We start from the raw sequence: 23,889 nt of genomic DNA, 5'->3' as shown, positions 1-23,889 counted from the left end.
TCATTCCTACGGTATAATGGAACCGCGTTCTGGCTGCCGCTCCGGACTGCAATATCACTCGCTCAATGAATGACCAGAAACGTGATCAATGTAACACCTTGCGCTCAGGGCGTAAAGATATTGCCCTCGACGTAGACCGCTATCGCACGATATTGTTCATAAATTAAACGGCGGCATTCCTCTTTAACGACGGTTCCATAACTGAAATGTTATATATTTCAGCGAAAAGCGCTGAAAATAATTTGCCGCCGCCGCCGTGATAATCTTTCCATTGCGCTGACACTTTACGCACCAGCTGGTAGAATGGCGGCACAATAAAAAAGGTAACGATAAGCCATGTCTCAAAATACGATCCGCATTGCTACCCGCCAGAGTCCCCTTGCCCTTTGGCAAGCCCATTACGTTCGCGACCGCCTGTTGGCCTGCCACCCCGGACTTACCGTTGAGCTGGTCACGATGGTCACGCGCGGCGACATCATTCTCGATACGCCTCTGGCGAAGGTCGGCGGCAAAGGCCTTTTCGTTAAAGAGTTGGAAACCGCACTTCTGGAAGGACGCGCCGATATCGCCGTTCACTCAATGAAAGACGTGCCGGTCGCGTTCCCCGAGGGGTTGGGGTTGGTCACTATTTGTGAGCGTGAAGACCCGCGCGACGCCTTTGTTTCCAACCGTTTTAATTCTCTGGACGAGCTGCCCGCCGCAAGCATCGTCGGAACGTCCAGCCTGCGCCGGCAGTGCCAGCTGAGGGCCCGCCGTCCGGATCTCACCATTATCGATCTGCGCGGCAACGTGGGCACCCGCCTGAGCAAACTCGATAACGGCGATTACGACGCCATTATTTTAGCCGCAGCCGGATTAAAACGCCTGAATCTGGAAGAGCGAATTCGCAGCTATATGGCTCCGGAAGAGTCGCTGCCCGCCGTAGGCCAAGGGGCCGTGGGCATCGAGTGTCGGCTTGATGACAGCGAAACGCGCGCGCTGCTGGCACCGTTAAATCATCAGGAAACCGCCGTACGCGTACTGGCGGAACGAGCCATGAACGCCCGCCTCGAGGGCGGCTGCCAGGTCCCAATCGGCAGCTACGCCGTTTTAGAGGGCGACACGCTTTGGCTGCGCGCGCTGGTCGGCGAACCGGACGGCAGCCGCATCGTTCGCGGCGAACGACGCGGCCCCGTGAGCGATGCGCAGCAGATGGGGATCGAACTGGCCGATGAGCTCCTTGCACAAGGCGCTGACGGCATTTTGAAACGCCTCTATCAGGACAACGAACCAAAATGATTTTGGTCACGCGCCCCTCCCCCGCCGGTGAGCAGCTGGTCGACCAGCTTACCGCGCTGGGAATGGACGCCTGCCATACGCCGCTTATTTCTTTTGCCCGCGGTAAAGATCTTGATAGCCTGCCTCACTGTTTAGATAAACTGGGCCCGGGAGATATGGTTGTCGCGGCCTCCCAGCATGCGGTTTACTACGCTCAGGAAGCGCTGCTACAGCAAGGCTACGCCTGGCCAGAAGAGGTTGCCTATTTCGCTATCGGTAAAAAAACGGCTTGCGCGCTTGAGGAAGCAACGGGTTTTCCAGCTCTCTATCCTCAAGGTCGCGAAATCAGTGAGCAAATGCTAAAGTTACCTCAATTACAACACGTTGCCGGTAAGAATATTGTTATTTTGCGCGGCAACGGCGGTAGGGAGCTTTTAGCGCAAACGCTAACGGCGCGCGGCGCAAAAGTCAGGTTTTGTGAATGCTATCAGCGCGTTCCTGTCAACTATGACGGCGCTGAACTTTGCGAACGTTGGCGAAAATTAAGCGTAAATACGCTGGTGATTACCAGCGGAGAAATGCTACAACAGGTTTACAATTTGGCGCCCGAGCGCTATCGAAGCTGGTTACTCAATCTCAAGCTGCTGGTCGTAAGCGAACGCTTGGCCGAGCAGGCGGAGGATTTAGGCTGGTTACGGTGTCGGGTTGCAGATAATGCAGACAATGGCGCACTGCTTCGTGCGCTGCAATCATTTTAACTACGGGATGTGCCAAGATGACGGATTCAACGACCCCATCAGCACCAGCTGAACAGCAAAACGGCGGTTCAACTGAAAAAGAAACGGTAACAAAGACCCCCAGCGTCAAGCAGGGCGGCCGGGCGGGCGTCGCCCTGGGCGCTATCGCCATTGCTTTAGTCATTGCTCTCGGCGGCGGTCTGTACTACCACGGGCATCAGCAGGTAGCATCCCAAAAGGCCACGATTGCCCAGCTCCAGGCTCAGATTGACGCCCTGAAGTCAGGGCAGTCGAAAGAAGACGATCGCCTGCTCGCTTCTCAAAATGCGTTTACCGAACAGCTCAAAAGTACGGAGAAAAAGCTGGATGAACAGCGCCTGCAGCTGAGCTCCCAGTCCGCCTCTCTGGAAGCGTTGCAAAGCAGAGTGTCTACCATTGCGGCCAGTGACGACGCGAAGGTCTGGCATCTTTCCGAAGCCGATTTTCTGGTGAAAATGGCGGCTCGTAAGCTTTGGATAGAGCAGGACGTCGCCACTGCGGTCAACATGCTCAAAAGCGCAGACAAATCTCTGGCCGAGCTTAACGATCCGACGCTGAGCGAAGTTCGTCAGGCTATTATTCAGGACATTAACGCCATTTCCGGCGTCAGTCAGATAGACTTTGACGGCATCGCCCTGACGCTGAACGAGCTTTCCGATCAAATAATGAACCTGCCTTCCGCCAGCACCGATTGGGACAATACGCCAATCAGTAAAGAGAGCACGGAAGTCAGCGGTGAGCTTAAAGACTGGCGCCAGAATCTGCAAAAAAGCTGGCACAATTTTCTGTCTGAATTCATCACCATTCGGGCGCGCAACGTGCCGGAAAATGAGCTGACGAGCCCGCTGTTAACGCCGGATCAGGATACCTATCTGCGCGAAAACCTGCGCCTGAAGCTGCTGATTGCAGCCAGAGCGGTATCCCGCCACCAGGGTGAAATTTACAGCCAGTCGCTGGACAGCGTATCAACCTGGATCCGCGCTTACTTTGATCCCGACGCCGCGTCAACCAAGGCGTTCTTAAGCCAGTTGGACGAACTCAGCCAGCAGTCAATCAGCCTCGATTTACCGAAAACGTTGAAGAGCCTGCCGCTGCTGGATGCAACCATCAAGTCGCGTAGCCGCGACGCGATGAAGTCCGCACCTGAAGCCGCGCCGGCTCCGACTCCGGCCGCTAATCAGGAGGGCTAACCATGGTTCGCCTACTCTTTTTACTGGTAGTTCTGATTGCAGGAATCGCTCTGGGCCCAATTATTGCGGGCCATCAGGGGGCGGTACTTATCCAGACGGACAACTACGACATTAAAATGAGCGTAACCGGCCTGGCAATGATGATTGCGCTGCTGGTTATCGTTCTTTTTTGCTTGGAATGGGTTCTACGCCGCCTCTTCCACACCAGCGCTCGCACCAAGGGCTGGTTTATTGGCCGTAAAAGCACCCGCGCCCGTCGGCAAACCCGCGCTGCGATGCTTAAGCTGACGGAAGGCGACTTTGGTCAGGTAGAAAAGCTGCTTATCCGTAACGCCGACCACGCCGAACAGCCGGTAGTAAACTATCTGCTGGCGGCCGAAGCGGCACAACAAAACGGCGATACTCAACGTATCAATGACTATCTCAACCGAGCGGCAGAGCTTGCCGACACCGATCAGCTGCCGGTCGACATCACCCGCGTACGCATTCAGCTGGCACAGGGCGAATATCACGCGGCGCGCCACGGCGTCGACAACCTTCTAAACGATGCGCCTCGCCACCCTGAAGTTCTTCGCCTTGCCCAGCAGGCCTACCTGAAAACCGGCGGCTACGCTTCTTTACTGGAGATCATTCCATCGATAGAGAAAGCGAAGCTTTACGATGAAGATACGGTAGAAAGCCTGAAGCTTGAAGCCTATACCGGGTTGATGAACCAGGCGATGTCGGAAGGCGGCAGCGAAGGCTTAAGCCAGTGGTGGAAAGATCAGCCTCGGAAAGTTCGCAACAACAGAACGTTGCAAATAGCCTTGGCCGAGCACTTTATTGCCTGCGACGATCATGAACAGGCACAGAAAATCGTTCTGGAAGGGTTGAGGCATCAGTATGACGAAAAGTTGCTTCAGCTTGCACAGAAGTTAAAAACCGGTAACCCCGCGCCGCTGGAAAAAGAGCTCAGGCTGCAAATTCAAGAGCATGGCGCAACGCCTTTGTTAAGCGAAACGCTGGGGCAGCTTTTAATGCAGCACGGAGAATGGGAACAGGCCAGCGATGCGCTTCAGCAAGCCGTTGAGCAACAGCCTAACGCCAAAAGCTATGCGCTTCTGGCTGACGCGCTGGATAAGCTTAACCGTACACAGGAAGCCGCTCAGGCTCGCTGTCAGGGCCTTGCCCTTACGCTAAAATAGCTGCTAGAAAGCAGCCCCTTCAGGCGAGCCAATATGGCTCGCCTTTTTTATGTGCTGAATGCTTATGCCTGAATCTGCTAAATTTCAGATAAAAAAAACACTTGCCTAAAAAGACAAGTGTGAGAAAAAAATCAGGTCAAAGGACAACATGGTGGTGTCTCACTCAACGTTATGCCTGATGTTTGATGAGGTCATCATCATAAGCCAGACCATAGACACCCTAACTCGGCTCTGCATCATTCGATAGCTTATGAAGCGACTTGGATCGACTGTCATAAATGGGTGAATGAGCATCTACAGTTTAGCTATTGCAGCTATCGTGCCAACCTCCCCAGAAAACGCCGAAAATGTCATCAACACATTGATATAATAAAGTTTCCTGCAGATTAGCCGAAAGAATCCCCCTTATTACTCTCTTTCTGCCAATCACACAGCGACATTAGGCGTCGCCAAACGGAGACGGCAAAAGGGCTATAATATTTTATTTATTATTATCAGTATATTGAGTGTCTTTGGATAACGACAGCCATTCAGAGAGGCGTTGGAAATTGGCGACATCGCTTTAAATCACTTCGTGAGAAAGCCTGACCAATAGAAAGGAAAAACATGACGACTCTAAGAATCCAGAAATAGAAAATGGTTAGCGCCACGGTGCAGATAAAGCGTTAAAGGAACAAAGCGGATGTAGACAAAAGCAATGGACTAGAGATAATTGGTTGGAAAAACTGGGGAATAAAAGTGGTCGGCGAGAGAGGATTCGAACCTCCGACCCACTGGTCCCAAACCAGTTGCGCTACCAAGCTGCGCTACTCGCCGATTACATAGATAGGTACTGGCTTTGATTACTAACAGACAGTTTGTGTGGTGCGAAGAGAGGGACTTGAACCCTCACGTCCGAAGGACACTAACACCTGAAGCTAGCGCGTCTACCAATTCCGCCACCTTCGCAATGTACACAAAACTCTTTAGATTAGTGGGGTGGCTAATGGGACTTGAACCCACGACAACTGGAATCACAATCCAGGGCTCTACCAACTGAGCTATAGCCACCATAAATCTTTGCTCAACCCGGTATTTTAATCACCTTGGATCTTATCACGCCCTGCGCACTTTTAATGGCGCGCCCGACAGGATTCGAACCTGAGACCTCTGCCTCCGGAGGGCAGCGCTCTATCCAGCTGAGCTACGGGCGCGCAGCGCGCCGTTGCGGAAAGGATAGTACGGATTTAATCATCTTCTGTCTAGCCCTTTTTTCACTAATTTTTTCGTTTGCTCACTTCATCAGCGATTAGCGCATTTTTTTATCAGAAAATGGTGATAAATCGGCTTTTCCCCAGAATTAATTCATATCTATGCCTATTTTTTGCTTCCAGAAATCCTCAACCTCTTTTAAAGTCTCTTTTAGCGGATGGAAACACATTCGCATATAAGTAATGCCCCCCTATCCCGCAGTCTATCTTCTGTATGGTAAGGACAAACGGTGCGATTTAATCCTAAATGTTTTTTCGCGTCATTCTTTGCCGTTTAAAGAAGTGGACTGGGAAGCTATGGCATAACCAAATAGCAAACGCACTCTTCTTGTCAAAACGTCGACGCACTCAATAAAACAGAGCGTTGGCCGGCTTGAAGTTCAGGCTTGGAAAACTACATTAGTCAGGGATTATTTAACCGTGAGTACATTACATTCACCGCGCCCGGCGCGTTTTAGCCTCGTGGTCCAAATACTTATTGGACTCATCGCCGGCGTCATACTGGCGTATATTTCGGCGCCAGCTGCCGCTGCTGTGGGAATTCTGGGCAGTTTATTCGTTGATGCATTAAAAGCCGTAGCGCCTATTTTAGTTTTCATTTTAGTCGCTTCTTCAATCACCAATCATAAGCGCGGCCAAAAGGCCAACATTACGCCAATTCTCGTCCTATACCTGATAGGTACGTTCGCTGCAGCCCTTATCGCCGTGTTGGGAAGCTTTATGTTCCCTTCAACGTTAATAATGACGACGGGAGACGCGACTCTGACACCTCCCGGCAGCATCATGGAAGTATTAAAAACGCTGCTATTCAAAATGGTAGACAATCCGGTAAGAGCGCTGATGAACGCTAACTATATCGGTATTTTGGTATGGGGCGTCGGGCTAGGCGTTGCCCTACGCCACGCGTCTGATGAAACCAAAAAAGTCGTGAGCGATCTTTCTTACGGCATCGCATTCATTGTCCGTTTGGTTATTCGTTTTGCGCCAGTTGGCATATTCGGTCTGGTTGCGGCGACATTTTCCGATCCAGCGGCAGGATTCGACGCCTTTGGCAAGTACGTTCACGTGCTGCTAGTACTGCTGGGCTGTATGCTGATTGTTGCGCTAGTGCTCAATCCGCTGATTGTCTTTGTTATCACCAAAAAGAACCCTTATCCGCTTGTGCTGACCTGCCTGCGCGACAGCGGCATCCCCGCTTTCTTCACCCGCAGCTCCGCCGCTAATATCCCCGTCAACATGGCATTGTGCAAAAAGCTAAACTTGCGAGAAGAAACCTATTCCGTTTCGATTCCTCTTGGCAGCACCATCAACATGTCCGGTGCGGCAATTACCATCACGGTACTCACTCTGGCCGCAGTGCAAACGTTAGGCATTGACGTTGATATCCCTACGGCGCTATTGCTTAGCATCACAGCTTCAATCTGCGCCTGCGGCGCTTCCGGAGTAGCTGGAGGCTCCCTGCTGTTGATCCCCGTTGCCTGTAGCCTGTTTGGCATTCCTAACGATGTCGCTATGCAGGTCGTGGCTATCGGCATGATTATTGGCGTACTGCAGGATTCCGCAGAAACCGCGCTAAACTCATCAACGGACGTTGTTTTCACAGCGGCCGTATGCCGCGCAGAGGAACAAAAGTCGTCAAGTAGACAACCCATGACCGTTAGTGAAGAGTAATTGCAGATTGGATTCAGAAGAAAACAGGCCGCTTCTGCGGCCTGTTTGCTAAGAATTAATAAAGATGTGAGACAGAACCCGCTACGGCCCTACAGGCGACCGGTATAGTGATATATCACATACTTAAGCAGTTTGACCTGACGGCGCCAGCGCGTAGGCTGAGCCAACAGCCGATAAAGCCATTCCAGCCCCATATTCTGCCAGGCCTTGGGAGCGCGCTTTACGTGGCCGGTAAAGACGTCATAGGTACCGCCAACCCCCATAAACAGCGCATCCGGATAGACTTTTCGGCAGTCGCGCATAAAGATTTCCTGTTTCGGCGACCCCATGGCGACCGTCACAAACTTCGCGCCGCTGTCGCGAATTCGCTCAAACAGCGCGCCGCGATCTTCCGGCTTGAAATAGCCGTCCTGGCTGCCGACGATATTTACCTGCCATTGGCTTTTCAGCTTCTGCTCCGCCTGCGCTAATATTTCCGGCTTACCTCCAACCAAAAAGACCGGAATACCCTTTTCACCGGCCTTTTCCATCAGCGCTTCCCACAGATCGGCGCCGGCAATACGCTGTATGTCGACGTCAGGATACTTACGGCGGATAGAGCGCACAATGCTGACGCCGTCGGCATACTTATACTCTGCCGCGTCAATCAGTTCGCGCAGCGCCTTATCCTGCTCCGCCGTCATGACCTTTTCAGCATTGATAGCGATAAGCGTCCCGGTTTTCAGAGAGCCTTCGTCAAACAGGTGGTCAACAAACTGGGCCATATTGCGAAAGCCCCAAATATCAATACCGCGAATACTGTACTTAGGCGTACTCACTTCTCTCTCCTACACCACTTCCGCTTTATTAACCTTTGTCTGCCCGGAGGGCGAAGCGCCGCGAACCCGCTGGCGAATCATGCCACAGACGTCAAAAGCCCAGTACATCAACTTTGCCATAATCAGGCAAAGCGCAAAAATAAGGCCAAAAAACACTACGCGCGAAACGAAAGAATCCAATCCTTCTCTGGCCAATACGATGATATTAAATACGGCCCCGAAACAGAACGCCTGCATGATGGCGCCCTTGTAGCGATTGGTTTCCGCCTTGCCTTTCTCATAAATCCAGTCAAACCATTTGACGATAAGCCCAACCAGCACGGCGCCTAACGGGATAAACCAAATGCCGCCCATGACCACCAGCGAACCGATAAGCGTCGGTGAAATAGCCAATCCAGCATGGTAATCAAGCACTTCCCAAGTAAAGTAGTTAGCGGTGTTGACCACGAGGTTAGGCCGCTCCGGCCACAGCCAGCTGGGAATGAACACGTAAAAGTCGCGAACGATGGGCGCCAGCCCCTGAAACTCTATCTTGTCGTAGTTTTGCAGCAGCAGCGCCAGGTTCTCCCAGGGAGAAAACGTATCGCGCGTCAGGTACAGAAAAGTATAGAACGCTTCTGCGCCGGTAACGTTCATACCGTAGCGTTTTAACGCCAGCCAGAACATGCCGACGACGCCGACGACGCCGGCCATCACCAGCATCCACAGCGTAATATGGCCACGCGCAATGCCTATAAATAAAAATAACGAGAAGGCGATCAGGATATTCGCCCGCGTACCGCCCACCACAACGTAAGTCAGAATACCGAACGCAACGGTAGTGAACAAAAACAGAAACCAGCTGCGGGTATTTTCCTTAAGGAAGTAGACAACCAGCATGGCCGGAATGAAAAAGTAGAAAAAGCGCTTGAGCGCCACGCCGGAGACGTCGCTGGAAAAGATTTGGCTATATTTTTCCAACTTAAACAGCAGAAAGCCGTTTTGTAAAAAGAAGATGCCCACCGTTGCAATCGCCACCAAAGCCAGCAGCATCCACGTCAGGTTGGTTTCCACCCTGTTCATCGTAAACAGCGCCGGACGAGGCGCGGCCGTCGGCTTCACCAGCCGGGTTTTATAGCAAACATAGTAGACGGCATAAAAACAGGTAGACGACAGCAGGGCGTTAAGCAGCGAATCCACTTCAACGACCTGCACGTCAAACTGAAACACCAGCAGGCAGGTTAACGGGAAACCGAAGTAAAACGTCAGCAGATAAAGCAGAGAAAACAGCACGTTGAAGTTAAACCTCACCCGCCTGAACTCTTTATAGGTCAGCGTCAGGATAAAACCCAGCGAGATAAGATAAACGACGAACAATCCGCCAAACTGTGCCAGATCCATTATCCCTCCCCAGCCGCTATCGCCAACGCGCGTTTCCAACCCTCAACATAGTTTGGATTAAAAAACGCGATTTGGCTCTTATCTATCTCAGACATACGCCTTTTGGCCTCATAGGCTTTATCCACGTCTAACTCGTCGCCATAGAACAAAAACGGCACGTTCTGCTCCCGCAGGTCGCGCCAAAACGGATTATTACGACTGACAACAAAAGGAACGCCGCTTTGAATCAGCAGGCACAGTGTACCAATCCCCTGTTGGCGATTAAAAATAAAGTAGCCGAGATCGCAGTTAGCCAGCATAGTCAGATAGTCATCAAACGGGATTTGTTCCGTCAACAGAGTAACCTGCCCCTGCGGAAAAAGCGCCGCCGACTTTTCTGCAATCTCATCGATATAAACCTGATTGTTTTTCGGATAGCCAAGCGGAACCAGCACGTTAAGCTCCTGCTGCCGAAAGCGGCGGTGAACATCCTCCAGCGCCTCAACGTGTCTGTTGGTTCGATCGCCAGAGTTACCCACTAAAATCGTCAACCGCTTACCGCTATCGCCTGCGGGCGGTCGATAGTCAGGGTTCATTCGGGTTGGAAAATAAAGCAGCGTGCCAGGAACGTCGGGGTGACTCGCCTGATAGTGAGATAAATCCCCTCTTGTGGCGAACACGTGACCGACTTTTCCCTGCGCCAAGCGGCGAAGGTGATAAAACAATTTAAACTTCAGGCTATTGGAGTCTTCATACAGATCCGCTCCCCAGACGTGCCAGCTTACCCGATAGGCAGCTATCTGGTTGAACAGCAGCGCCAGCCAAAGCCGGACATTAAACTGTCCGTGAAATAAAAAGCGAGCGCCTTTATCCGCTCTAGCTCGGGTAATTACCGCCTTGGCCAGATTGGCTTTATTCTCGTAACGCTCAATCGTTAAGCGTTCAAAATCGGCAAACGGCGAGCCGTCCTTTGCCGCCACCATAAAGCGCGTCGTGATTTCAGACGGAGCCTGAAGCGCCAGTACGTCGTTGAAAAAGCGCAATACCGTCACGTTGTGGTGGGGAATATCGGAACCCAGAATGTGAATCAACGTTGTCATGACCGCCCACGATAAATAAGGAAAACGCAGCTACAGAGGGTGAAGTAGATAATATAGGTCGCCATATAGGACTGCGCAGCGCCGACGGCGCCGTTCATTGGGATGAGATAATGGGAAAAGCCGACCAACAGCGCAAACTGGCTTACCTCAGTTAAAACGTAAAAGCGCAGCGACGCTTTGGCGATGACCAAATAGCCAAATACGTAAGAGCCCACTTTCAAAACGTCACCCACCAGCTGCCATGCAAACAGATCGCGCATAGCGACAAACTTGCTTGAAAACAGCAGCCAGATAGCGAAATCTCTCAAAAGCCATACGGTAAAGCTTACCGCTGCGACGGCAGGCAGAACGAAGCGCAGTGAACGGAAAATCTCTCTGGAAATATCCCGCTTTTCCGTCAGCTTTGAGAGCGTCGGCAGCAGATACACGGTAAATGAGGCGGTAATAAACTGCAGATAGGCATCGGAAATGCTGCTTACCCCCTGCCAGATACCGACGTCATCCCAGCTATACCGCTCGGCCAGCAGGTTTCGCATCATGACGTAGGCCACCGGCAGCGTCACGGACGTGATCAGCGCCATAACGGTGAATTTACCGAGGCTGCTCGCCATGGCCTTATCCCATGCGGGCTTCAGATAGCTTAGCGGCATCGGGCTGCGCTTATACAATATTATGCCGGCAGGGATCGCCGCCAGCGCGGGAACCAAAGCCAGCCCGGCCAGGGCGCCTTCATAACCCCCAACCCAATAGCACGCAACGTAACCAATAACCCCAAGCAGGCTGCCGCCGATAACGCCCAGCGCGTTGCCCATCGCGTCGCGATAGCCCTTAAGAATGGCTAAAAAGAAGTTCGCGTATGCAATGCCCATCTGAATGAAGGCCACCGCCCAAACTACGTCAAGATAGCGGGTATGGCCAAACAGCCCCTGGCTTATCGGTTCGGCAAACAGAATAAAAACGACGGCCAACAGGGTCGAAAAGCCCAAAATCAGGCTGGCGGAAGTCCCTACGGCTTTACGCAGCTGGGACGGGTCCTGTTGATACTGAGCAACGTAGCGAGTAACGCCGTTAAAAATGCCGGCGCCGGATAAAACGCCAAGCACCGTAATAAGCTGCCTGAAGTTCCCTGCCTGGCCTACGCCGCTGGGGCCAAACGAAACGGCCAACAGCTTGACCACCAAAAGCCCTACGCCGATCTTTATCAGCGTAGAGCCTGCGGTCCATATTGACGCTTTAGCCAGAGACATATCAGGCAAAGTAGCTCAGAATAGTGTTGATTACAGTACGCTGAGTAACGTCCGTCATGTTATAGAACATCGGCAAGCGCACCAGGCGGTCGCTTTCTTTCGTGGTGTAGCGGTCTTCACCGTGGAATTCACCGAACTTCTCACCCGCCGGGCAGGCGTGCAGCGGAATATAGTGAAATACCGCCATAATTTCCGCCTCTTTCAGGTAGCTAATGAAACGCGTACGGTCTTCAACGTCGTTCAGCTTGATATAGAACATATGGGCGTTGTGTACGCAGTCGGCCGGGATGGTCGGCAAAACAATCCGCCCTTTGTCAGCCAGTCCTTTAAACGCGCTGTAATAATTATTCCACAGCGCCAGGCGGCGATGATTGATTTCCTGCGCAGCCTCAAGCTGAGCCCACAGATAGGCAGCCTGCAAATCGGCCATCAGATAGCTGGAGCCGATGTCACGCCAAGTGTATTTATCTACCTGTCCGCGGAAAAACTGGCTGCGATTGGTGCCTTTTTCGCGAATAATCTCGGCCCGCTCAATCAACGTCGGATCGTTAATCAGCGTCGCCCCACCTTCACCGCCGGCGGTATAGTTTTTGGTTTCATGGAAGCTATAGCAGCCGATATGGCCGATGCTGCCCAGCGCTTTCCCCTTGTAAGTCGACATTACGCCCTGTGCGGCGTCTTCCACCACGTAAAGGTTGTATTTTTTGGCCAACGCCATAATGGTATCCATTTCACACGCTACGCCAGCGTAGTGAACGGGAACGATGACGCGCGTTTTTTCCGTGATCGCCGCTTCAATTTTGGTTTCGTCGATATTCATCGTATCCGGGCGAACGTCAACAAACACGGCCTTGGCGCCACGCAAAACGAAAGCGTTCGCCGTTGAGACAAAGGTAAAGCTTGGCATGATCACTTCATCGCCCGGCTGAATGTCTAACAGCAGCGCGGCCATTTCCAGTGATGCGGTACAGGACGGGGTCAAAAGCACTTTGTGGCTGCCGAAGTTCTGCTCCAGCCACTGCTGACAGCGGCGGGTAAACCCACCATCACCGCAGAGCTTACCGCTGCCCATGGCGGCCTGCATGTAGTCCAGCTCTGTTCCAACAACCGGGGGCGCATTAAACGGAATCATGTTCTTCACCTAATAGTTATCTGTATAGCCAATATGCCGTGCTGTGAATTGAAGCACCGCTTCGAATATAAAGGCGTAAGGCGGCAATATTTCCCATCTGAGTGGCGACATAAAGCGTCTTCAGCTCTTTTTGTACGCACCAGCGCTTTGCCGCGTTCATCAACGCCAACCCAGCGCCCCGTCGGCCACGTCCGGGCCAGGCGGCCAGCAGGCCAATTCTGGCCTGCTGTTCATCTAATTCTCTTAACGTCACGAATCCCAGGGGCTGGCCAGCCTCATCTTCAACGATAAGACAGCAGCGATCGAAGGTACCCAACACCGCTTTTTCTGCCCACAGCGCATAAAAACGGCCGCTGTCGCCTTCCTGATACCACGGAGTTCGAAAACGGCTTTGGCTAAAGGCGGCCGATGCGGCGTCGCGCAAAGCGGGGATGTCCTCTTCAACAGCCAAGCGGCAGGAATACCTCGAATCGGACTCAGCTATCAATACGTCATCCAGCGTCAGGCTGAAGTCCACTTCGCCTTCCACCAGCCGAAAACCCAGCGTATTCAGTCCATCAATTATATCCGAACGCTCTGCGGGCACTTTAGCTTGAACGCGCTGATAGCGGGACAGAGAAGCAGCCTCCAGCAAAGGCGCTTCACTGGAAAAGTTCAACTTCGCGCTGGAAAGCGAGAAAAACTCGCTCTCCCAGGCCAGCTCATCAATATTGGCGAAGACGGACATTGAGTAAATCCTGCAGATACTTGCCGTAACCGGTTTTAGACATCAGGCTAGCGGCCTTCTGAATTCCCTCATCGTTCAACCAGCCGTTGCGCCAGGCGATTTCCTCCAAACAGGCAACCTTAAATCCCTGACGCTTTTCCACCGTCTGTACGAACGTACTGGCTTCAATCATGCTGTCGTGAGTGCCGGTGTCCAGCCAGGCAAATCCGCGGCCGAGAAGCTCAACGTTCAGAGCGCCCTGCTCCAGATACATCTGGTTAATACTGGTAATTTCCAGCTCGCCGCGCGCTGAAGGCTTGACCTGCTTGGCCAACTCAACTACCTGACGGTCATAAAAATAGAGCCCGGTCACCGCCCAGTTGGATTTGGGTTTGGTCGGCTTCTCTTCAATGGACAACGCACGGAAGTTTTCATCAAACTCCACAACGCCAAAGCGCTCCGGGTCCATTACCTGGTAGCCGAACACCGTCGCGCCGTGCTCGCGGGCCACAACGTTGCGCAGCTTAGGCGTAAAGGACTGACCAAAAAAGATGTTGTCGCCCAGCACCAAACAGCAGGCATCGCCGTTGATAAACTCTTCGCCGATAATAAAGGCCTGTGCAAGCCCGTCCGGGCTCGGCTGTTCGGCGTAGCTTAAGCAGATGCCGAACTCCTCTCCCGTCCCCAGCAGGCGCCTGAAAGCCGGTAAATCATCCGGCGTGGAAATAATCAGAATATCCCGAATACCCGCCAGCATCAGTACGGAAAGCGGATAGTAAATCATCGGTTTGTCGTAAATCGGCAGCAGCTGCTTGGATATGCCGCGGGTTATCGGATACAGGCGCGTACCGGAGCCGCCCGCCAGAATAATGCCTTTCATTGTTTATACGTCCTCAATTGACTCCAACAGCCCGTCGGATCAATAAACTTAACTTAATTATTTCGTCGACTGTAACCCGATACGCTCTCTGGCATAAGAGCCATCCTGAACGCGCTGGCACCATTCCCGATGGCTTAAATACCACGCCACCGTTTTACGAATACCGGACTCGAACGTCTCCTGCGGTTTCCATCCAAGCTCACGCTCAATCTTTCCGGCATCGATGGCATAGCGCATATCGTGGCCAGGCCTGTCCGTAACGTAGGTAATCAGGTCTTCGTACTTGGCAACGCCAGACGGCTTCTGCGGCGCTAGCTCTTCTAACAGGTGGCAAATGGTGCGCACAACGTCGATATTCTTACGCTCGTTATGCCCGCCGATATTATAGGTTTCACCGATTTCGCCTTCCATCACCACCTTGTACAGCGCTCTCGCGTGGTCTTCGACAAACAGCCAGTCGCGGATCTGGGCGCCGCTGCCGTAAACGGGCAGCGCTTTCCCCTCCAGCGCGTTCAAAATAATCAGCGGGATTAGCTTCTCCGGGAAGTGATACGGGCCGTAGTTGTTAGAACAGTTGGTCACAATGGTCGGGAAACCGTAGGTCCGAAGCCAGGCGCGAACCAAATGGTCGCTGGAAGCCTTTGAGGCGGAATAGGGGCTGCTCGGCGCATAGGGCGTCGTTTCCGTAAACAGGTCATCCGTACCGTGCAGATCGCCATACACTTCATCAGTTGAGATATGGTGGAAGCGAAACGCTTTTTTGCGATCGCCTGACAGCTCGTTCCAATAGGCTCTGGCCGCTTCCAACAGCGTATAGGTGCCGACGATGTTGGTTTCAATAAACGCGGCTGGCCCGTCAATCGAACGGTCTACGTGGCTCTCCGCCGCCAGATGCATGACCAAATCCGGACGATGCTGGGCAAAAGCTCTGTCGAGCGCGGCGCGATCGCAGATGTCTATCTGCTCAAAGGCATAGCGATCGCTGTCAGAGACCTCAACCAAGGAATCCAAATTACCGGCGTAGGTCAGCTTATCAACGACGACAACGCTGTCGGACGTATTGTGAATAACGTGCCGAACGACCGCCGAGCCGATAAATCCGGCACCGCCGGTAACTAAAATTTTTCTCACCGCCATACTCCCTTGGTGTCAATAATCCACTGCTGCTTCACCTGCTCTGGCGCAATCGCCTTAAACTGACGGTGGTCCACCAGCATTACGACAATGTCCGCCTGTTCCAGCGCCTGCGCCGTATCAAGCAAAGTTACCTTATTGCCCAGAATGGCCGGCAGCTGATGTACGTTAGGCTCAACGGCCAGCGTTTGACCCACGTGCCAATCGGCAATCATATGGGTAATTTCCAGCGCCGGGCTTTCGCGCAGGTCGTCGATATCCGGTTTGAACGCCAGACCAAAGCAGGCTATTTTCACCTCAGCGGCCCGCTTGCCGCTGTCGGCGAGGCAGTCGGCTACTGCGGCCTTCACTTTATCCAGCACCCAGTAGGGCTTTCCGTCGTTAACCTCACGGGCCGTGCGAATAATCCGAGCCTCTTGGGGGTTTTGGGCAACGATAAACCACGGGTCGACAGCAATGCAGTGCCCGCCGACGCCCGGTCCCGGCTGAAGAATGTTCACGCGCGGGTGGCGATTCGCCAGACGAATAAGCTCCCAAACGTTGATGTCCTGATGGTCGCAAATCAGCGACAGCTCGTTGGCAAAGGCGATATTAACGTCGCGATAGCTGTTTTCCGTCAGTTTACACATTTCCGCCGTACGGGCGTTGGTCACTACACATTCGCCCTTGAGGAAAATTTTATACAGCTGGCTTGCGCGCTCAGAACAGCGCGGCGTCATTCCACCGATAACGCGGTCATTTTGCAAAAGCTCAATCATCACCCGCCCCGGCAACACGCGCTCTGGGCAATAGGCAATGTTGATATCCGCCGCTTCACCCGCGCTTTGGGGAAAAGTCAGATCGGGACGAGCTTCCGCCAGCCAGCCCGCCATCTGTTCCGTTGCGCCAACGGGAGACGTCGACTCAAGAATGACCAGATCCCCTTTCTTCAAGACGGGCGCTATCGATTTGGCCGCAGACTCAACGTAAACCATATCCGGCTCATGATCGCCTTTAAACGGCGTAGGCACCGCGATTAAAAACGCATCCGCCGGCTGGGGCTTGGTCACCGCCCGCAGAAAACCACCCTCTACGGCCTCTTTAACCACTTTGTCCAAATCAGGCTCAACGATATGAATAGCGCCGCGGTTGATGGTATCAACGGCGTGCTGATTAACGTCAACGCCGATCACGTTCTTCTTATGCGATGCAAACGCAGACGCGGTTGGCAAACCAATATAGCCAAGGCCAATAACGGAAATCGTTTCAAAACTCATAGCTTCACCTGATTGTTTTTTAAAGCATCGAGAATACGCTGGCAGGCTTTCCCGTCACCGTATGGGTTGTGCGCACGGCTCATGATGTGATATTCGTTCTCATCCTCCAGCAGCCTGCCCACTTCTTTTAAAATTAAAGCAATATCCGTACCAACTAATCTCACCGTGCCGGCAGAAACCGCCTCAGGACGCTCGGTGGTATTACGCATAACCAAGACAGGTTTACCTAAAGAGGGAGCTTCTTCCTGAATACCGCCGGAGTCCGTCAAAATCAGATAGGCATGATCCATCAAGTAAACGAAGGGCAGATAGTCCTGTGGTTCAATCAGCGTCACGTTGTCAATATGGCTTAGAATGCGCTTTACAGGCTCACGCACGTTGGGGTTTAGATGTACCGGGTACACAACCTGAACTTCCGGATGCGTACGGGCAATTTCTGCCAAAGCGCTACAAATTCGTTCAAAACCGTCGCCAAAGCTTTCCCGGCGGTGGCCGGTCACTAAGATAATTTTTTTGTTTTGATGTAAGAACGGGTAGCGCGTTTCCATTTCCTCACGCAGCGCGACGTCGCGATGAATGCGATCCCGCACCCAGAACAACGCATCGATCACCGTATTACCCGTAACAAAAATCCTGCCGTTAGGAATGGCTTCTCTCAACAGGTTTTGCTTTGACGTTTCCGTAGGAGAAAAGTGATACATGGCCAAATGGCCAGTGAGTTTGCGGTTTCCCTCTTCAGGCCAGGGAGAATAGAGATCGCCCGTGCGCAGCCCTGCTTCTACGTGCCCTACGGGGATCCGCTGATAAAACGCCGCCAGGCTGGTAGCCAGCGTCGTTGTCGTATCGCCGTGTACCAGCACCACGTCGGGCTTAAACGACTCAAGCACCGGCTTTAAGCCTTCCAGAATGCGGCAGGTGATCTCCGTTAATCCCTGTCCCGGACGCATGATGTCCAAATCGTAATCAGGTTTAATATCGAACAGCTTAAGCACCTGATCCAACATCTCACGATGCTGCGCCGTTACGCACACCTTGGACTCAAAATTATCATCGTTAGCCAGCGCATGAACTAACGGCGCCATCTTTATAGCCTCAGGACGCGTGCCAAAAACAGTTAACACTTTCACAGGTTTTCTCTTTCCAGTCTGTCGTTGCGTTTATCAACATCCATAAAGGCGCCCGAAGGCGCCCAATAATTATTATTCTTTTTTACGCTTTTCGCCTGCGGGTCAGCGCTACTCCGGCGCCAATCAGGCCGCCAATGCCGCCCCACATGATCAACAGGAACACTCGACGCGGCTTATCTCGAACGATAGGATCTTCCGGCGTACGTAAATAGCGATATGCTCTAAAGTCCGCATCCAGCTTTACGCCCTCTTCTAAAGAAGACAAGATGGCACGGTTGTGATCGTAATCGATATCAAAGCTGGGCCCCGTTGCCTGCAGCGCCTCATATCGGGCTACTAGCTCTGGTTTCCCTAGCATAAACAGCTCAGAGCTGGACAACTGCTCGGCGGGCGTGTCGGTTTTAGCGCGATCGATACCCTGTTTTTCGGCAACCTCAAGCGCGTTCTTCACGCGCTTGAGTTCGCGCTGATAAACGGCGTTCGCGATATCTTCTTGACGTTTAACCTGATAAAACAGCGTCGTTTTACGCGCAGACCAGGTGCCGGAAAGCTCATCATTGAGCGCAGCGATAGCGCGCTGATTGGCAAAATTAACGTACTGACGCAGAAGCTGGTTGGCATCGCTTGGCGTTTCCGCCGTCAGCTTGACGCTGTCGTTCATTCCCTTCTTGTCATCTTTAGGCGTAAACGAAATATTGTTAATAAGCTCGTCGAGCAGCACGGCGTCGGCGCGCGCATCCCCTTCCTTACGCTTATTGTAATAGTCGGAAGTCATCCAAAAGTCCCGACGCGTATCGTAAGAAGAAAGCTGCATAACGAATTCATCATACACGTCTGCCGCTATCGGCGTTTCGCTGGTCGATGAGTTCGCGTTGCTGTCGCGCATCAACCCCCTCAAGAACTGCTCTTGAGAATAGTAGCCGCCCAACATGCTGACCGTAGGTTTGTCCGTAATGGCCGTCGCGCTCCACTCCTGCTTTACTACGTAAGAGTAGGCCAACGCAACCAGCGCAAACGCAATGGCGATACCGACTATCCACACTTTGCCATACCATAATGAATAGCACAGGCTGCGAATATCTAATTCATTATCAATGGACTGAATCTCTGGTTTCATACTGATGACAAAGCCTCTGTTTAAGAAATATGCCGTTCTTTATGAGCCTTACGCATCCGACGCTTAACGCGTTTAATAAAACGGGCAACTCGCCAGGCGCGCTTGATGCAAAAGCCATACACAAGAAAAACAAGCAAAAATAATGCCATCATCATCCATTCGGAGATGAAAGAAATATGTTCGCCGGCGACCCCAATAGCAGCCAGGACGGCAGCTGAAAGCGTAATAAGCACAAAGGCCTGAGGGGAAGTAAACCCGGCGCGCATGATGAGGTGATGGATATGCTGGCGATCTGCGGAGAAAGGGCTCATTCCCTTACGCAGACGGCGATACATAATGGCTATCATATCGACCAGAGGAATGGCAATGACCCAAAGCGCAGTAACCGGATTCATAGGATGGCCTGCACCCTGCGTGCTTTGCATCAAAATCCAGATAACGGTGAAGCCGATAAGCGTACTGCCCGCGTCTCCCATAAACACCTTATAGCGTTTACCGAAAGCGCCAAGATTCAGCAGCAGGTAAGGAATGATGGCGGCAATAATGGCAAAGCACCAATAGCCAAGGCGCGCCTGACCGTCGATCATCAGCAGGATGCCCAGCGCGCCAAACGTCACGCAGGCCAAGCCTCCAAGCAGGCCGTCAATACCGTCAACCATGTTGAAAGCGTTAATTGAGGCCCAAACGGCAAACAGCGTAACTAAATAGCCGAAAGGACCGAGAACAAGCTCAAACGGCCCAAGGATATAACCCAAGCTGTGAAGATAAAGACCGGCAAAATACATCATAGCGACGGCAACCAGCGCCTGCACCGATGCCCGAAACTTCACGCTAATGTCAAACCTGTCGTCAATTGCGCCCACAACAACCAGTACGCCGGCACAGATAAGATAAATGCCGGGCTGTTCTATCTCTTTCCAATTAATGAAAAGATATAAACAAATCCCGGCATAAACGGAAATTCCTCCAACGAGAGGTATTACCCCCTGATGGCGCTTTCTGTAGTTAGGCTTATCAACCAACCCTATCTTTTTCGCCACTTTACGAGCGACAAACAAAAAAGCCAGAGAAAACAAAAAAACGATAATAATATCGCTACTCATAGTGAGTGCATTCACGATTAACGGCTCTCAATAAAACGGATGAGTATCAGGATATTACCCTAATACTCACCTCGGTTTAACTTTAATTACGAACGCTTCATCATATCGAAGAATTCATCGTTCGTTTTCGTCATCGCTAACTTGTTAATCAGGAATTCCATCGCGTCAATTTCACCCATTGGGTGGATAATGCGGCGCAGGATCCACATCTTTTGTAACTCTTCTGAGGTTGTCAGTAGTTCTTCTTTACGGGTACCGGAACGGTTGTAGTCAATGGCCGGGAAGACGCGCTTCTCGGCAATCTTACGAGACAAGTGCAGCTCCATGTTGCCGGTGCCCTTGAACTCTTCGTAAATAACTTCGTCCATTTTAGAACCGGTATCCACCAGCGCGGTAGCGATAATGGTCAGGCTGCCGCCCTCTTCTACGTTACGCGCGGCGCCGAAAAAGCGTTTAGGACGGTGCAGGGCGTTAGCATCAACGCCGCCGGTCAGCACTTTGCCTGATGCCGGTACAACCGTGTTATAGGCGCGGGCCAGACGGGTAATTGAATCGAGCAGAATAATAACGTCTTTTTTGTGTTCAACCAGACGCTTGGCCTTCTCAATGACCATCTCGGCTACCTGAACGTGGCGGGAAGCCGGTTCGTCAAAGGTTGACGCGACGACCTCACCTTTCACCAGACGCTGCATTTCGGTCACTTCTTCAGGTCGTTCGTCAATCAACAGCACCATCAACACGCAGTCAGGATGGTTATAGGCGATGCTCTGAGCGATGTTTTGCAGCAGCATGGTTTTACCCGCTTTCGGCGGAGCGACGATAAGCCCGCGCTGGCCGCGGCCAATCGGCGAAGCCAGATCGAGTACGCGGGCCGTCAGGTCTTCCGTAGAACCGTTGCCGCGCTCCATGCGTAGGCGTGAATTGGCATGCAGCGGCGTCAGGTTTTCGAACAGGATCTTGTTACGAGCGTTTTCCGGCTTATCGTAGTTGACTTCGTTAACTTTCAGCAGCGCGAAGTAGCGCTCGCCCTCTTTCGGCGGACGAATTTTGCCGGAAATGGTATCACCGGTACGGAGGTTAAAGCGGCGAATCTGGCTGGGGGAAACGTAAATATCATCGGGACCGGCGAGGTAGGAGCTGTCTGCGGAACGCAGGAAACCGAATCCATCCTGCAGTATTTCCAGCACGCCATCGCCAAAAATATCTTCACCGCTTTTTGCGTGTTGTTTAAGGATAGCGAAGATAATGTCTTGCTTACGCATCCGGGCCAGGTTTTCCAGGCCCATATTTTCGCCGAGAGTAATTAACTCAGAGACCGGCGTATTTTTTAATTCGGTAAGATTCATAGTGGTGGGTTCTTTAACTCGGGGTCTGTCTCGAAACGTCTTGATGATTATGATGGCGAGCTCGCCACGCCCGTAAAATATTAGAATACTCAATCGCGCCGCACGTCAATGATGAAAGACATGACAAGGTCTGAAACTATTGAAGAAAAATCAGAAAAACGCGCCTGAATATAATTCTAAACCTGCTTCAAAATCATAGCACTATTGCGTGCACTTAAACTGTACTGAAGAACATATAGGCTATGGATTTAAATTGGATACATCTATAGATAAGATTGCATGAAGCGTAAATAAAGGTAGCACGCTTTATCCATGCAGTCTATGGATCGATAAAGAAAATGCAAAATTTCCGCATGAAAACGCGTTGACTCGGCTCCAGCGGAAATCGTCTGAAAACCAAACGCAATTCGCCGAAGCCTGCACCAAACGCCGCCTTAAAGCGATTAAAGGCTATTGTCTAAAAACTCTTTCAGCTGGGACTTGGACAGTGCGCCAACCTTAGTTGCCGCCACCGCGCCGTCTTTGAACAGCAGCAGAGTCGGAATACCGCGAATGCCGAACTGAGGCGCAGTCGCCGGGTTTTCATCAATATTCAACTTCGCGACGGTGAGTCGTCCTTCATACTCGGAAGCGATATCATCCAGAATAGGCGCAATCATCTTGCACGGACCGCACCATTCAGCCCAAAAGTCTACCAAAACTGGCCCCTCGGCTTTCAAAACGTCACTTTCAAAACTGCTATCGGTTAAGTGAATAATTTTTTCGCTCATGTTTGACTCCGCGGGATTAGATGTGCTTCATTGGTGCCTTATTGACCAACAAAACGGTGAATAGACGTTGACTTTATTTCAACGGATACGCATTCGTAAAGCAATACTTTCGTGAATACAAGGTTAACTGCTATTCTACACCACTATGAGCAAAACACACTTAACAGAACAGAAGTTCGCCGACTTCGCACTGCACCCTTCGGTTGTCAAAGCGCTTGAAAGTAAGGGCTTTCACTACTGCACGCCAATCCAAGCGCTGGCGCTGCCTTATGCCGTAGAGGGAAAAGACGTTGCAGGACAGGCGCAAACGGGTACCGGAAAAACATTGGCTTTTCTGGCATCGACCTTTAACTATTTATTAACTCACGCGTCCGACGAGCAGCGAAAAACCAATCAGCCGCGCGCGCTTATTATGGCGCCGACCCGTGAGTTAGCTGTCCAAATCAGTAACGACGCTCAGCCGCTGGCCGCCGAAACGGGCTTTAAAACGGGCCTGGCCTACGGTGGCGACGGCTACGACAAGCAGCTTAAGGTGCTGCAGGCTGGCGTTGATATTTTGATTGGCACCACCGGGCGTCTTATTGACTACGCCAAGCAGGGCCATATCGATCTGAGCGCTATTCAGGTCGTCGTTCTGGATGAAGCCGATCGCATGTTCGATCTCGGCTTTATAAAGGATATTCGCTGGATCTTTCGCCGCATGCCCGCGGCAGAGCAACGCCTGAACATGCTGTTTTCAGCGACGCTCTCTTTTAAAGTCAGAGAGCTGGCGTTCGAACACATGAACAGCCCTCAGTATATAGAAGTGGAGCCGGAGCAAAAAACCGGACACCGAATCAAAGAAGAGCTCTTCTATCCCTCTAATGAGGACAAGATGCGCCTTCTGCAAACACTGCTAGAAGAAGAGTGGCCGGATCGCTGTATCGTTTTTGCCAACACCAAGCACGTTTGTGAGGAAATCTGGGGCCATCTGGCCGCCGACGGTCATCGAGTCGGGCTGCTGACGGGTGACGTACCGCAGAAAAAACGACTGCAAATTCTGGATGAGTTCACCAAAGGAAATTTGGATATCCTGGTTGCGACAGACGTCGCCGCACGCGGATTACATATCCCTGAAGTGACGCACGTCTTCAACTACGATCTGCCGGACGACTGCGAAGACTACGTTCACCGCATCGGACGCACCGGTCGCGCCGGCGCAAGCGGCAATTCAATCAGCCTGGCCTGTGAACAGTACGCCTTAAATTTGCCGGCGATTGAACAATACACCGGGCACGCAATCCCGGTAAGCCGCTATAATCCGGACGCACTGCTGACGAACCTCCCTGCCCCCAAGCGGCTACCTCGCTCAAGAGCGGTCGGCAGCCAACGGCGCACCGGAGGGGGACCGCGCAGAAGCGGAATGCCTCGCGGCCGTAAACGTTCATCCTAACGCGCCGCCAGCATGCTTGAAGCCAAGAGCCCAG

20 protein-coding genes and 4 tRNA genes are annotated in these 23,889 nt (G+C 52.2%); 6 read left to right on the top strand and 18 right to left on the bottom strand.

Translation table 11 applies throughout. From position 1 onward, the window contains the following. Nucleotides 1-336 precede the first annotated feature (336 nt). The 4 genes from hemC to hemY are packed head-to-tail and all read left to right on the top strand — an operon-like array spanning nucleotide 337 to nucleotide 4,407. Nucleotides 337-1,278, top strand: a complete 942-nt coding sequence (gene hemC, locus G544_RS0115455; RefSeq protein WP_027275439.1) for a hydroxymethylbilane synthase — start codon at nucleotides 337-339, stop codon at nucleotides 1,276-1,278. Further along, entirely contained in the window at nucleotides 1,275-2,015 is a 741-nt protein-coding gene (gene hemD, locus G544_RS0115450) for a uroporphyrinogen-III synthase (RefSeq protein WP_027275438.1), read from the top strand. Before hemC ends, hemD begins: the two co-directional genes overlap by 4 nt. A gap of 17 nt (nucleotides 2,016-2,032) precedes the next feature. After that, nucleotides 2,033-3,223 (top strand): uroporphyrinogen-III C-methyltransferase, encoded by a 1,191-nt coding sequence (gene hemX / locus G544_RS0115445; protein WP_027275437.1) that lies wholly within the window; start codon nucleotides 2,033-2,035, stop codon nucleotides 3,221-3,223. 2 nt (nucleotides 3,224-3,225) lie between these two features. Beyond that, a complete protein-coding gene (gene hemY / locus G544_RS0115440; RefSeq protein WP_027275436.1) occupies nucleotides 3,226-4,407 on the top strand; it encodes a protoheme IX biogenesis protein HemY in 1,182 nt (393 codons plus the stop codon). A gap of 739 nt (nucleotides 4,408-5,146) precedes the next feature. Here the strand turns inward: hemY and G544_RS0115435 are convergent. From G544_RS0115435 to G544_RS0115420, 4 genes are all read right to left on the bottom strand, one after another. After that, nucleotides 5,147-5,223 (bottom strand) — tRNA-Pro (locus G544_RS0115435). A gap of 46 nt (nucleotides 5,224-5,269) precedes the next feature. After that, a tRNA-Leu gene (locus G544_RS0115430) sits at nucleotides 5,270-5,355 on the bottom strand. A 26-nt stretch (nucleotides 5,356-5,381) separates the two neighbouring features. Beyond that, a tRNA-His gene (locus G544_RS0115425) sits at nucleotides 5,382-5,457 on the bottom strand. 66 nt (nucleotides 5,458-5,523) lie between these two features. Then, a tRNA-Arg gene (locus tag G544_RS0115420) sits at nucleotides 5,524-5,600 on the bottom strand. Nucleotides 5,601-6,077: 477 nt separating this feature from the next. Between G544_RS0115420 and sstT the strand changes: the two genes are divergently transcribed. Beyond that, nucleotides 6,078-7,328 (top strand): serine/threonine transporter SstT, encoded by a 1,251-nt coding sequence (gene sstT / locus G544_RS0115415; protein WP_027275435.1) that lies wholly within the window; start codon nucleotides 6,078-6,080, stop codon nucleotides 7,326-7,328. 89 nt (nucleotides 7,329-7,417) lie between these two features. Here sstT and wecG read toward each other — a convergent pair whose 3' ends face one another. From wecG to trxA, 14 genes are all read right to left on the bottom strand, one after another. After that, a complete protein-coding gene (wecG, locus tag G544_RS0115410; RefSeq protein WP_027275434.1) occupies nucleotides 7,418-8,146 on the bottom strand; it encodes a lipopolysaccharide N-acetylmannosaminouronosyltransferase in 729 nt (242 codons plus the stop codon). A 9-nt stretch (nucleotides 8,147-8,155) separates the two neighbouring features. Beyond that, nucleotides 8,156-9,526 (bottom strand): ECA oligosaccharide polymerase, encoded by a 1,371-nt coding sequence (gene wzyE / locus G544_RS20760; protein WP_051155789.1) that lies wholly within the window; start codon nucleotides 9,524-9,526, stop codon nucleotides 8,156-8,158. Further along, a complete protein-coding gene (locus G544_RS0115400) occupies nucleotides 9,526-10,605 on the bottom strand; it encodes a TDP-N-acetylfucosamine:lipid II N-acetylfucosaminyltransferase (RefSeq protein WP_027275433.1) in 1,080 nt (359 codons plus the stop codon). Before G544_RS0115400 ends, wzyE begins: the two co-directional genes overlap by 1 nt. Continuing rightward, nucleotides 10,602-11,852, bottom strand: a complete 1,251-nt coding sequence (gene wzxE / locus G544_RS0115395; protein ID WP_027275432.1) for a lipid III flippase WzxE — start codon at nucleotides 11,850-11,852, stop codon at nucleotides 10,602-10,604. Before wzxE ends, G544_RS0115400 begins: the two co-directional genes overlap by 4 nt. Before the next feature lies 1 nt (nucleotide 11,853). Further along, complete coding sequence (rffA, locus tag G544_RS0115390) at nucleotides 11,854-12,984, bottom strand: dTDP-4-amino-4,6-dideoxygalactose transaminase (protein WP_027275431.1); 1,131 nt, start codon at nucleotides 12,982-12,984, stop codon at nucleotides 11,854-11,856. Between the two features lie 16 nt (nucleotides 12,985-13,000). Further along, nucleotides 13,001-13,711, bottom strand: coding sequence for a dTDP-4-amino-4,6-dideoxy-D-galactose acyltransferase (gene rffC, locus G544_RS0115385; protein WP_027275430.1), 711 nt, complete (start codon nucleotides 13,709-13,711; stop codon nucleotides 13,001-13,003). Beyond that, entirely contained in the window at nucleotides 13,689-14,570 is an 882-nt protein-coding gene (gene rfbA, locus G544_RS0115380; protein WP_027275429.1) for a glucose-1-phosphate thymidylyltransferase RfbA, read from the bottom strand. Before rfbA ends, rffC begins: the two co-directional genes overlap by 23 nt. 57 nt (nucleotides 14,571-14,627) lie before the next feature. Beyond that, a complete protein-coding gene (gene rffG, locus G544_RS0115375) occupies nucleotides 14,628-15,707 on the bottom strand; it encodes a dTDP-glucose 4,6-dehydratase (protein ID WP_027275428.1) in 1,080 nt (359 codons plus the stop codon). Beyond that, nucleotides 15,698-16,960 (bottom strand): UDP-N-acetyl-D-mannosamine dehydrogenase, encoded by a 1,263-nt coding sequence (wecC, locus tag G544_RS0115370; protein ID WP_027275427.1) that lies wholly within the window; start codon nucleotides 16,958-16,960, stop codon nucleotides 15,698-15,700. The genes rffG and wecC overlap by 10 nt, the downstream gene beginning before the upstream one ends. Next, on the bottom strand, nucleotides 16,957-18,087 hold the full coding sequence (gene wecB / locus G544_RS0115365) for a non-hydrolyzing UDP-N-acetylglucosamine 2-epimerase (RefSeq protein WP_027275426.1): 1,131 nt from the start codon (nucleotides 18,085-18,087) through the stop codon (nucleotides 16,957-16,959). Before wecB ends, wecC begins: the two co-directional genes overlap by 4 nt. 82 nt (nucleotides 18,088-18,169) lie before the next feature. Then, the gene (gene wzzE / locus G544_RS0115360; protein WP_036024269.1) at nucleotides 18,170-19,204 is read right to left on the bottom strand and encodes an ECA polysaccharide chain length modulation protein; all 1,035 of its coding nucleotides are present in this window, start codon (nucleotides 19,202-19,204) and stop codon (nucleotides 18,170-18,172) included. Nucleotides 19,205-19,224: 20 nt separating this feature from the next. Beyond that, nucleotides 19,225-20,322 carry a UDP-N-acetylglucosamine--undecaprenyl-phosphate N-acetylglucosaminephosphotransferase gene (gene wecA / locus G544_RS0115355; protein WP_027275424.1) on the bottom strand — a complete coding sequence of 366 codons (1,098 nt, stop codon included), beginning with the start codon at nucleotides 20,320-20,322 and terminating at the stop codon, nucleotides 19,225-19,227. 71 nt (nucleotides 20,323-20,393) lie between these two features. Then, nucleotides 20,394-21,653 (bottom strand): transcription termination factor Rho, encoded by a 1,260-nt coding sequence (gene rho / locus G544_RS0115350; RefSeq protein ID WP_027275423.1) that lies wholly within the window; start codon nucleotides 21,651-21,653, stop codon nucleotides 20,394-20,396. A gap of 443 nt (nucleotides 21,654-22,096) precedes the next feature. Next, nucleotides 22,097-22,423 carry a thioredoxin TrxA gene (gene trxA / locus G544_RS0115345; protein WP_027275422.1) on the bottom strand — a complete coding sequence of 109 codons (327 nt, stop codon included), beginning with the start codon at nucleotides 22,421-22,423 and terminating at the stop codon, nucleotides 22,097-22,099. A gap of 145 nt (nucleotides 22,424-22,568) precedes the next feature. On the opposite strand from trxA, the gene rhlB reads away from it, so the two are divergent. Further along, nucleotides 22,569-23,855 carry an ATP-dependent RNA helicase RhlB gene (gene rhlB, locus G544_RS0115340; RefSeq protein ID WP_027275421.1) on the top strand — a complete coding sequence of 429 codons (1,287 nt, stop codon included), beginning with the start codon at nucleotides 22,569-22,571 and terminating at the stop codon, nucleotides 23,853-23,855. Nucleotides 23,856-23,889: the final 34 nt, after the last annotated feature.

The sequence above is a fragment of the Leminorella grimontii ATCC 33999 = DSM 5078 genome, from assembly GCF_000439085.1.
Classification (GTDB): Bacteria; Pseudomonadota; Gammaproteobacteria; order Enterobacterales; family Enterobacteriaceae; genus Leminorella; species Leminorella grimontii.
This window is presented reverse-complemented; position numbering and strand designations above follow the sequence as displayed.

Coding starts and splice junctions, on each gene's coding strand:
- wzyE (WP_051155789.1), bottom strand. CDS start 9,526: ATGGATCTGGCACAGTTTGGCGGATTGTTCGTCGTTTATCTTATCTCG.
- wzzE (WP_036024269.1), bottom strand. CDS start 19,204: ATGAAACCAGAGATTCAGTCCATTGATAATGAATTAGATATTCGCAGC.
- hemD (WP_027275438.1), top strand. CDS start 1,275: ATGATTTTGGTCACGCGCCCCTCCCCCGCCGGTGAGCAGCTGGTCGAC.
- rffC (WP_027275430.1), bottom strand. CDS start 13,711: ATGTCCGTCTTCGCCAATATTGATGAGCTGGCCTGGGAGAGCGAGTTT.
- trxA (WP_027275422.1), bottom strand. CDS start 22,423: ATGAGCGAAAAAATTATTCACTTAACCGATAGCAGTTTTGAAAGTGAC.
- rhlB (WP_027275421.1), top strand. CDS start 22,569: ATGAGCAAAACACACTTAACAGAACAGAAGTTCGCCGACTTCGCACTG.
- rffG (WP_027275428.1), bottom strand. CDS start 15,707: ATGGCGGTGAGAAAAATTTTAGTTACCGGCGGTGCCGGATTTATCGGC.
- G544_RS0115400 (WP_027275433.1), bottom strand. CDS start 10,605: ATGACAACGTTGATTCACATTCTGGGTTCCGATATTCCCCACCACAAC.
- hemC (WP_027275439.1), top strand. CDS start 337: ATGTCTCAAAATACGATCCGCATTGCTACCCGCCAGAGTCCCCTTGCC.
- rffA (WP_027275431.1), bottom strand. CDS start 12,984: ATGATTCCGTTTAATGCGCCCCCGGTTGTTGGAACAGAGCTGGACTAC.
- rfbA (WP_027275429.1), bottom strand. CDS start 14,570: ATGAAAGGCATTATTCTGGCGGGCGGCTCCGGTACGCGCCTGTATCCG.
- wzxE (WP_027275432.1), bottom strand. CDS start 11,852: ATGTCTCTGGCTAAAGCGTCAATATGGACCGCAGGCTCTACGCTGATA.
- wecC (WP_027275427.1), bottom strand. CDS start 16,960: ATGAGTTTTGAAACGATTTCCGTTATTGGCCTTGGCTATATTGGTTTG.
- hemY (WP_027275436.1), top strand. CDS start 3,226: ATGGTTCGCCTACTCTTTTTACTGGTAGTTCTGATTGCAGGAATCGCT.
- rho (WP_027275423.1), bottom strand. CDS start 21,653: ATGAATCTTACCGAATTAAAAAATACGCCGGTCTCTGAGTTAATTACT.
- hemX (WP_027275437.1), top strand. CDS start 2,033: ATGACGGATTCAACGACCCCATCAGCACCAGCTGAACAGCAAAACGGC.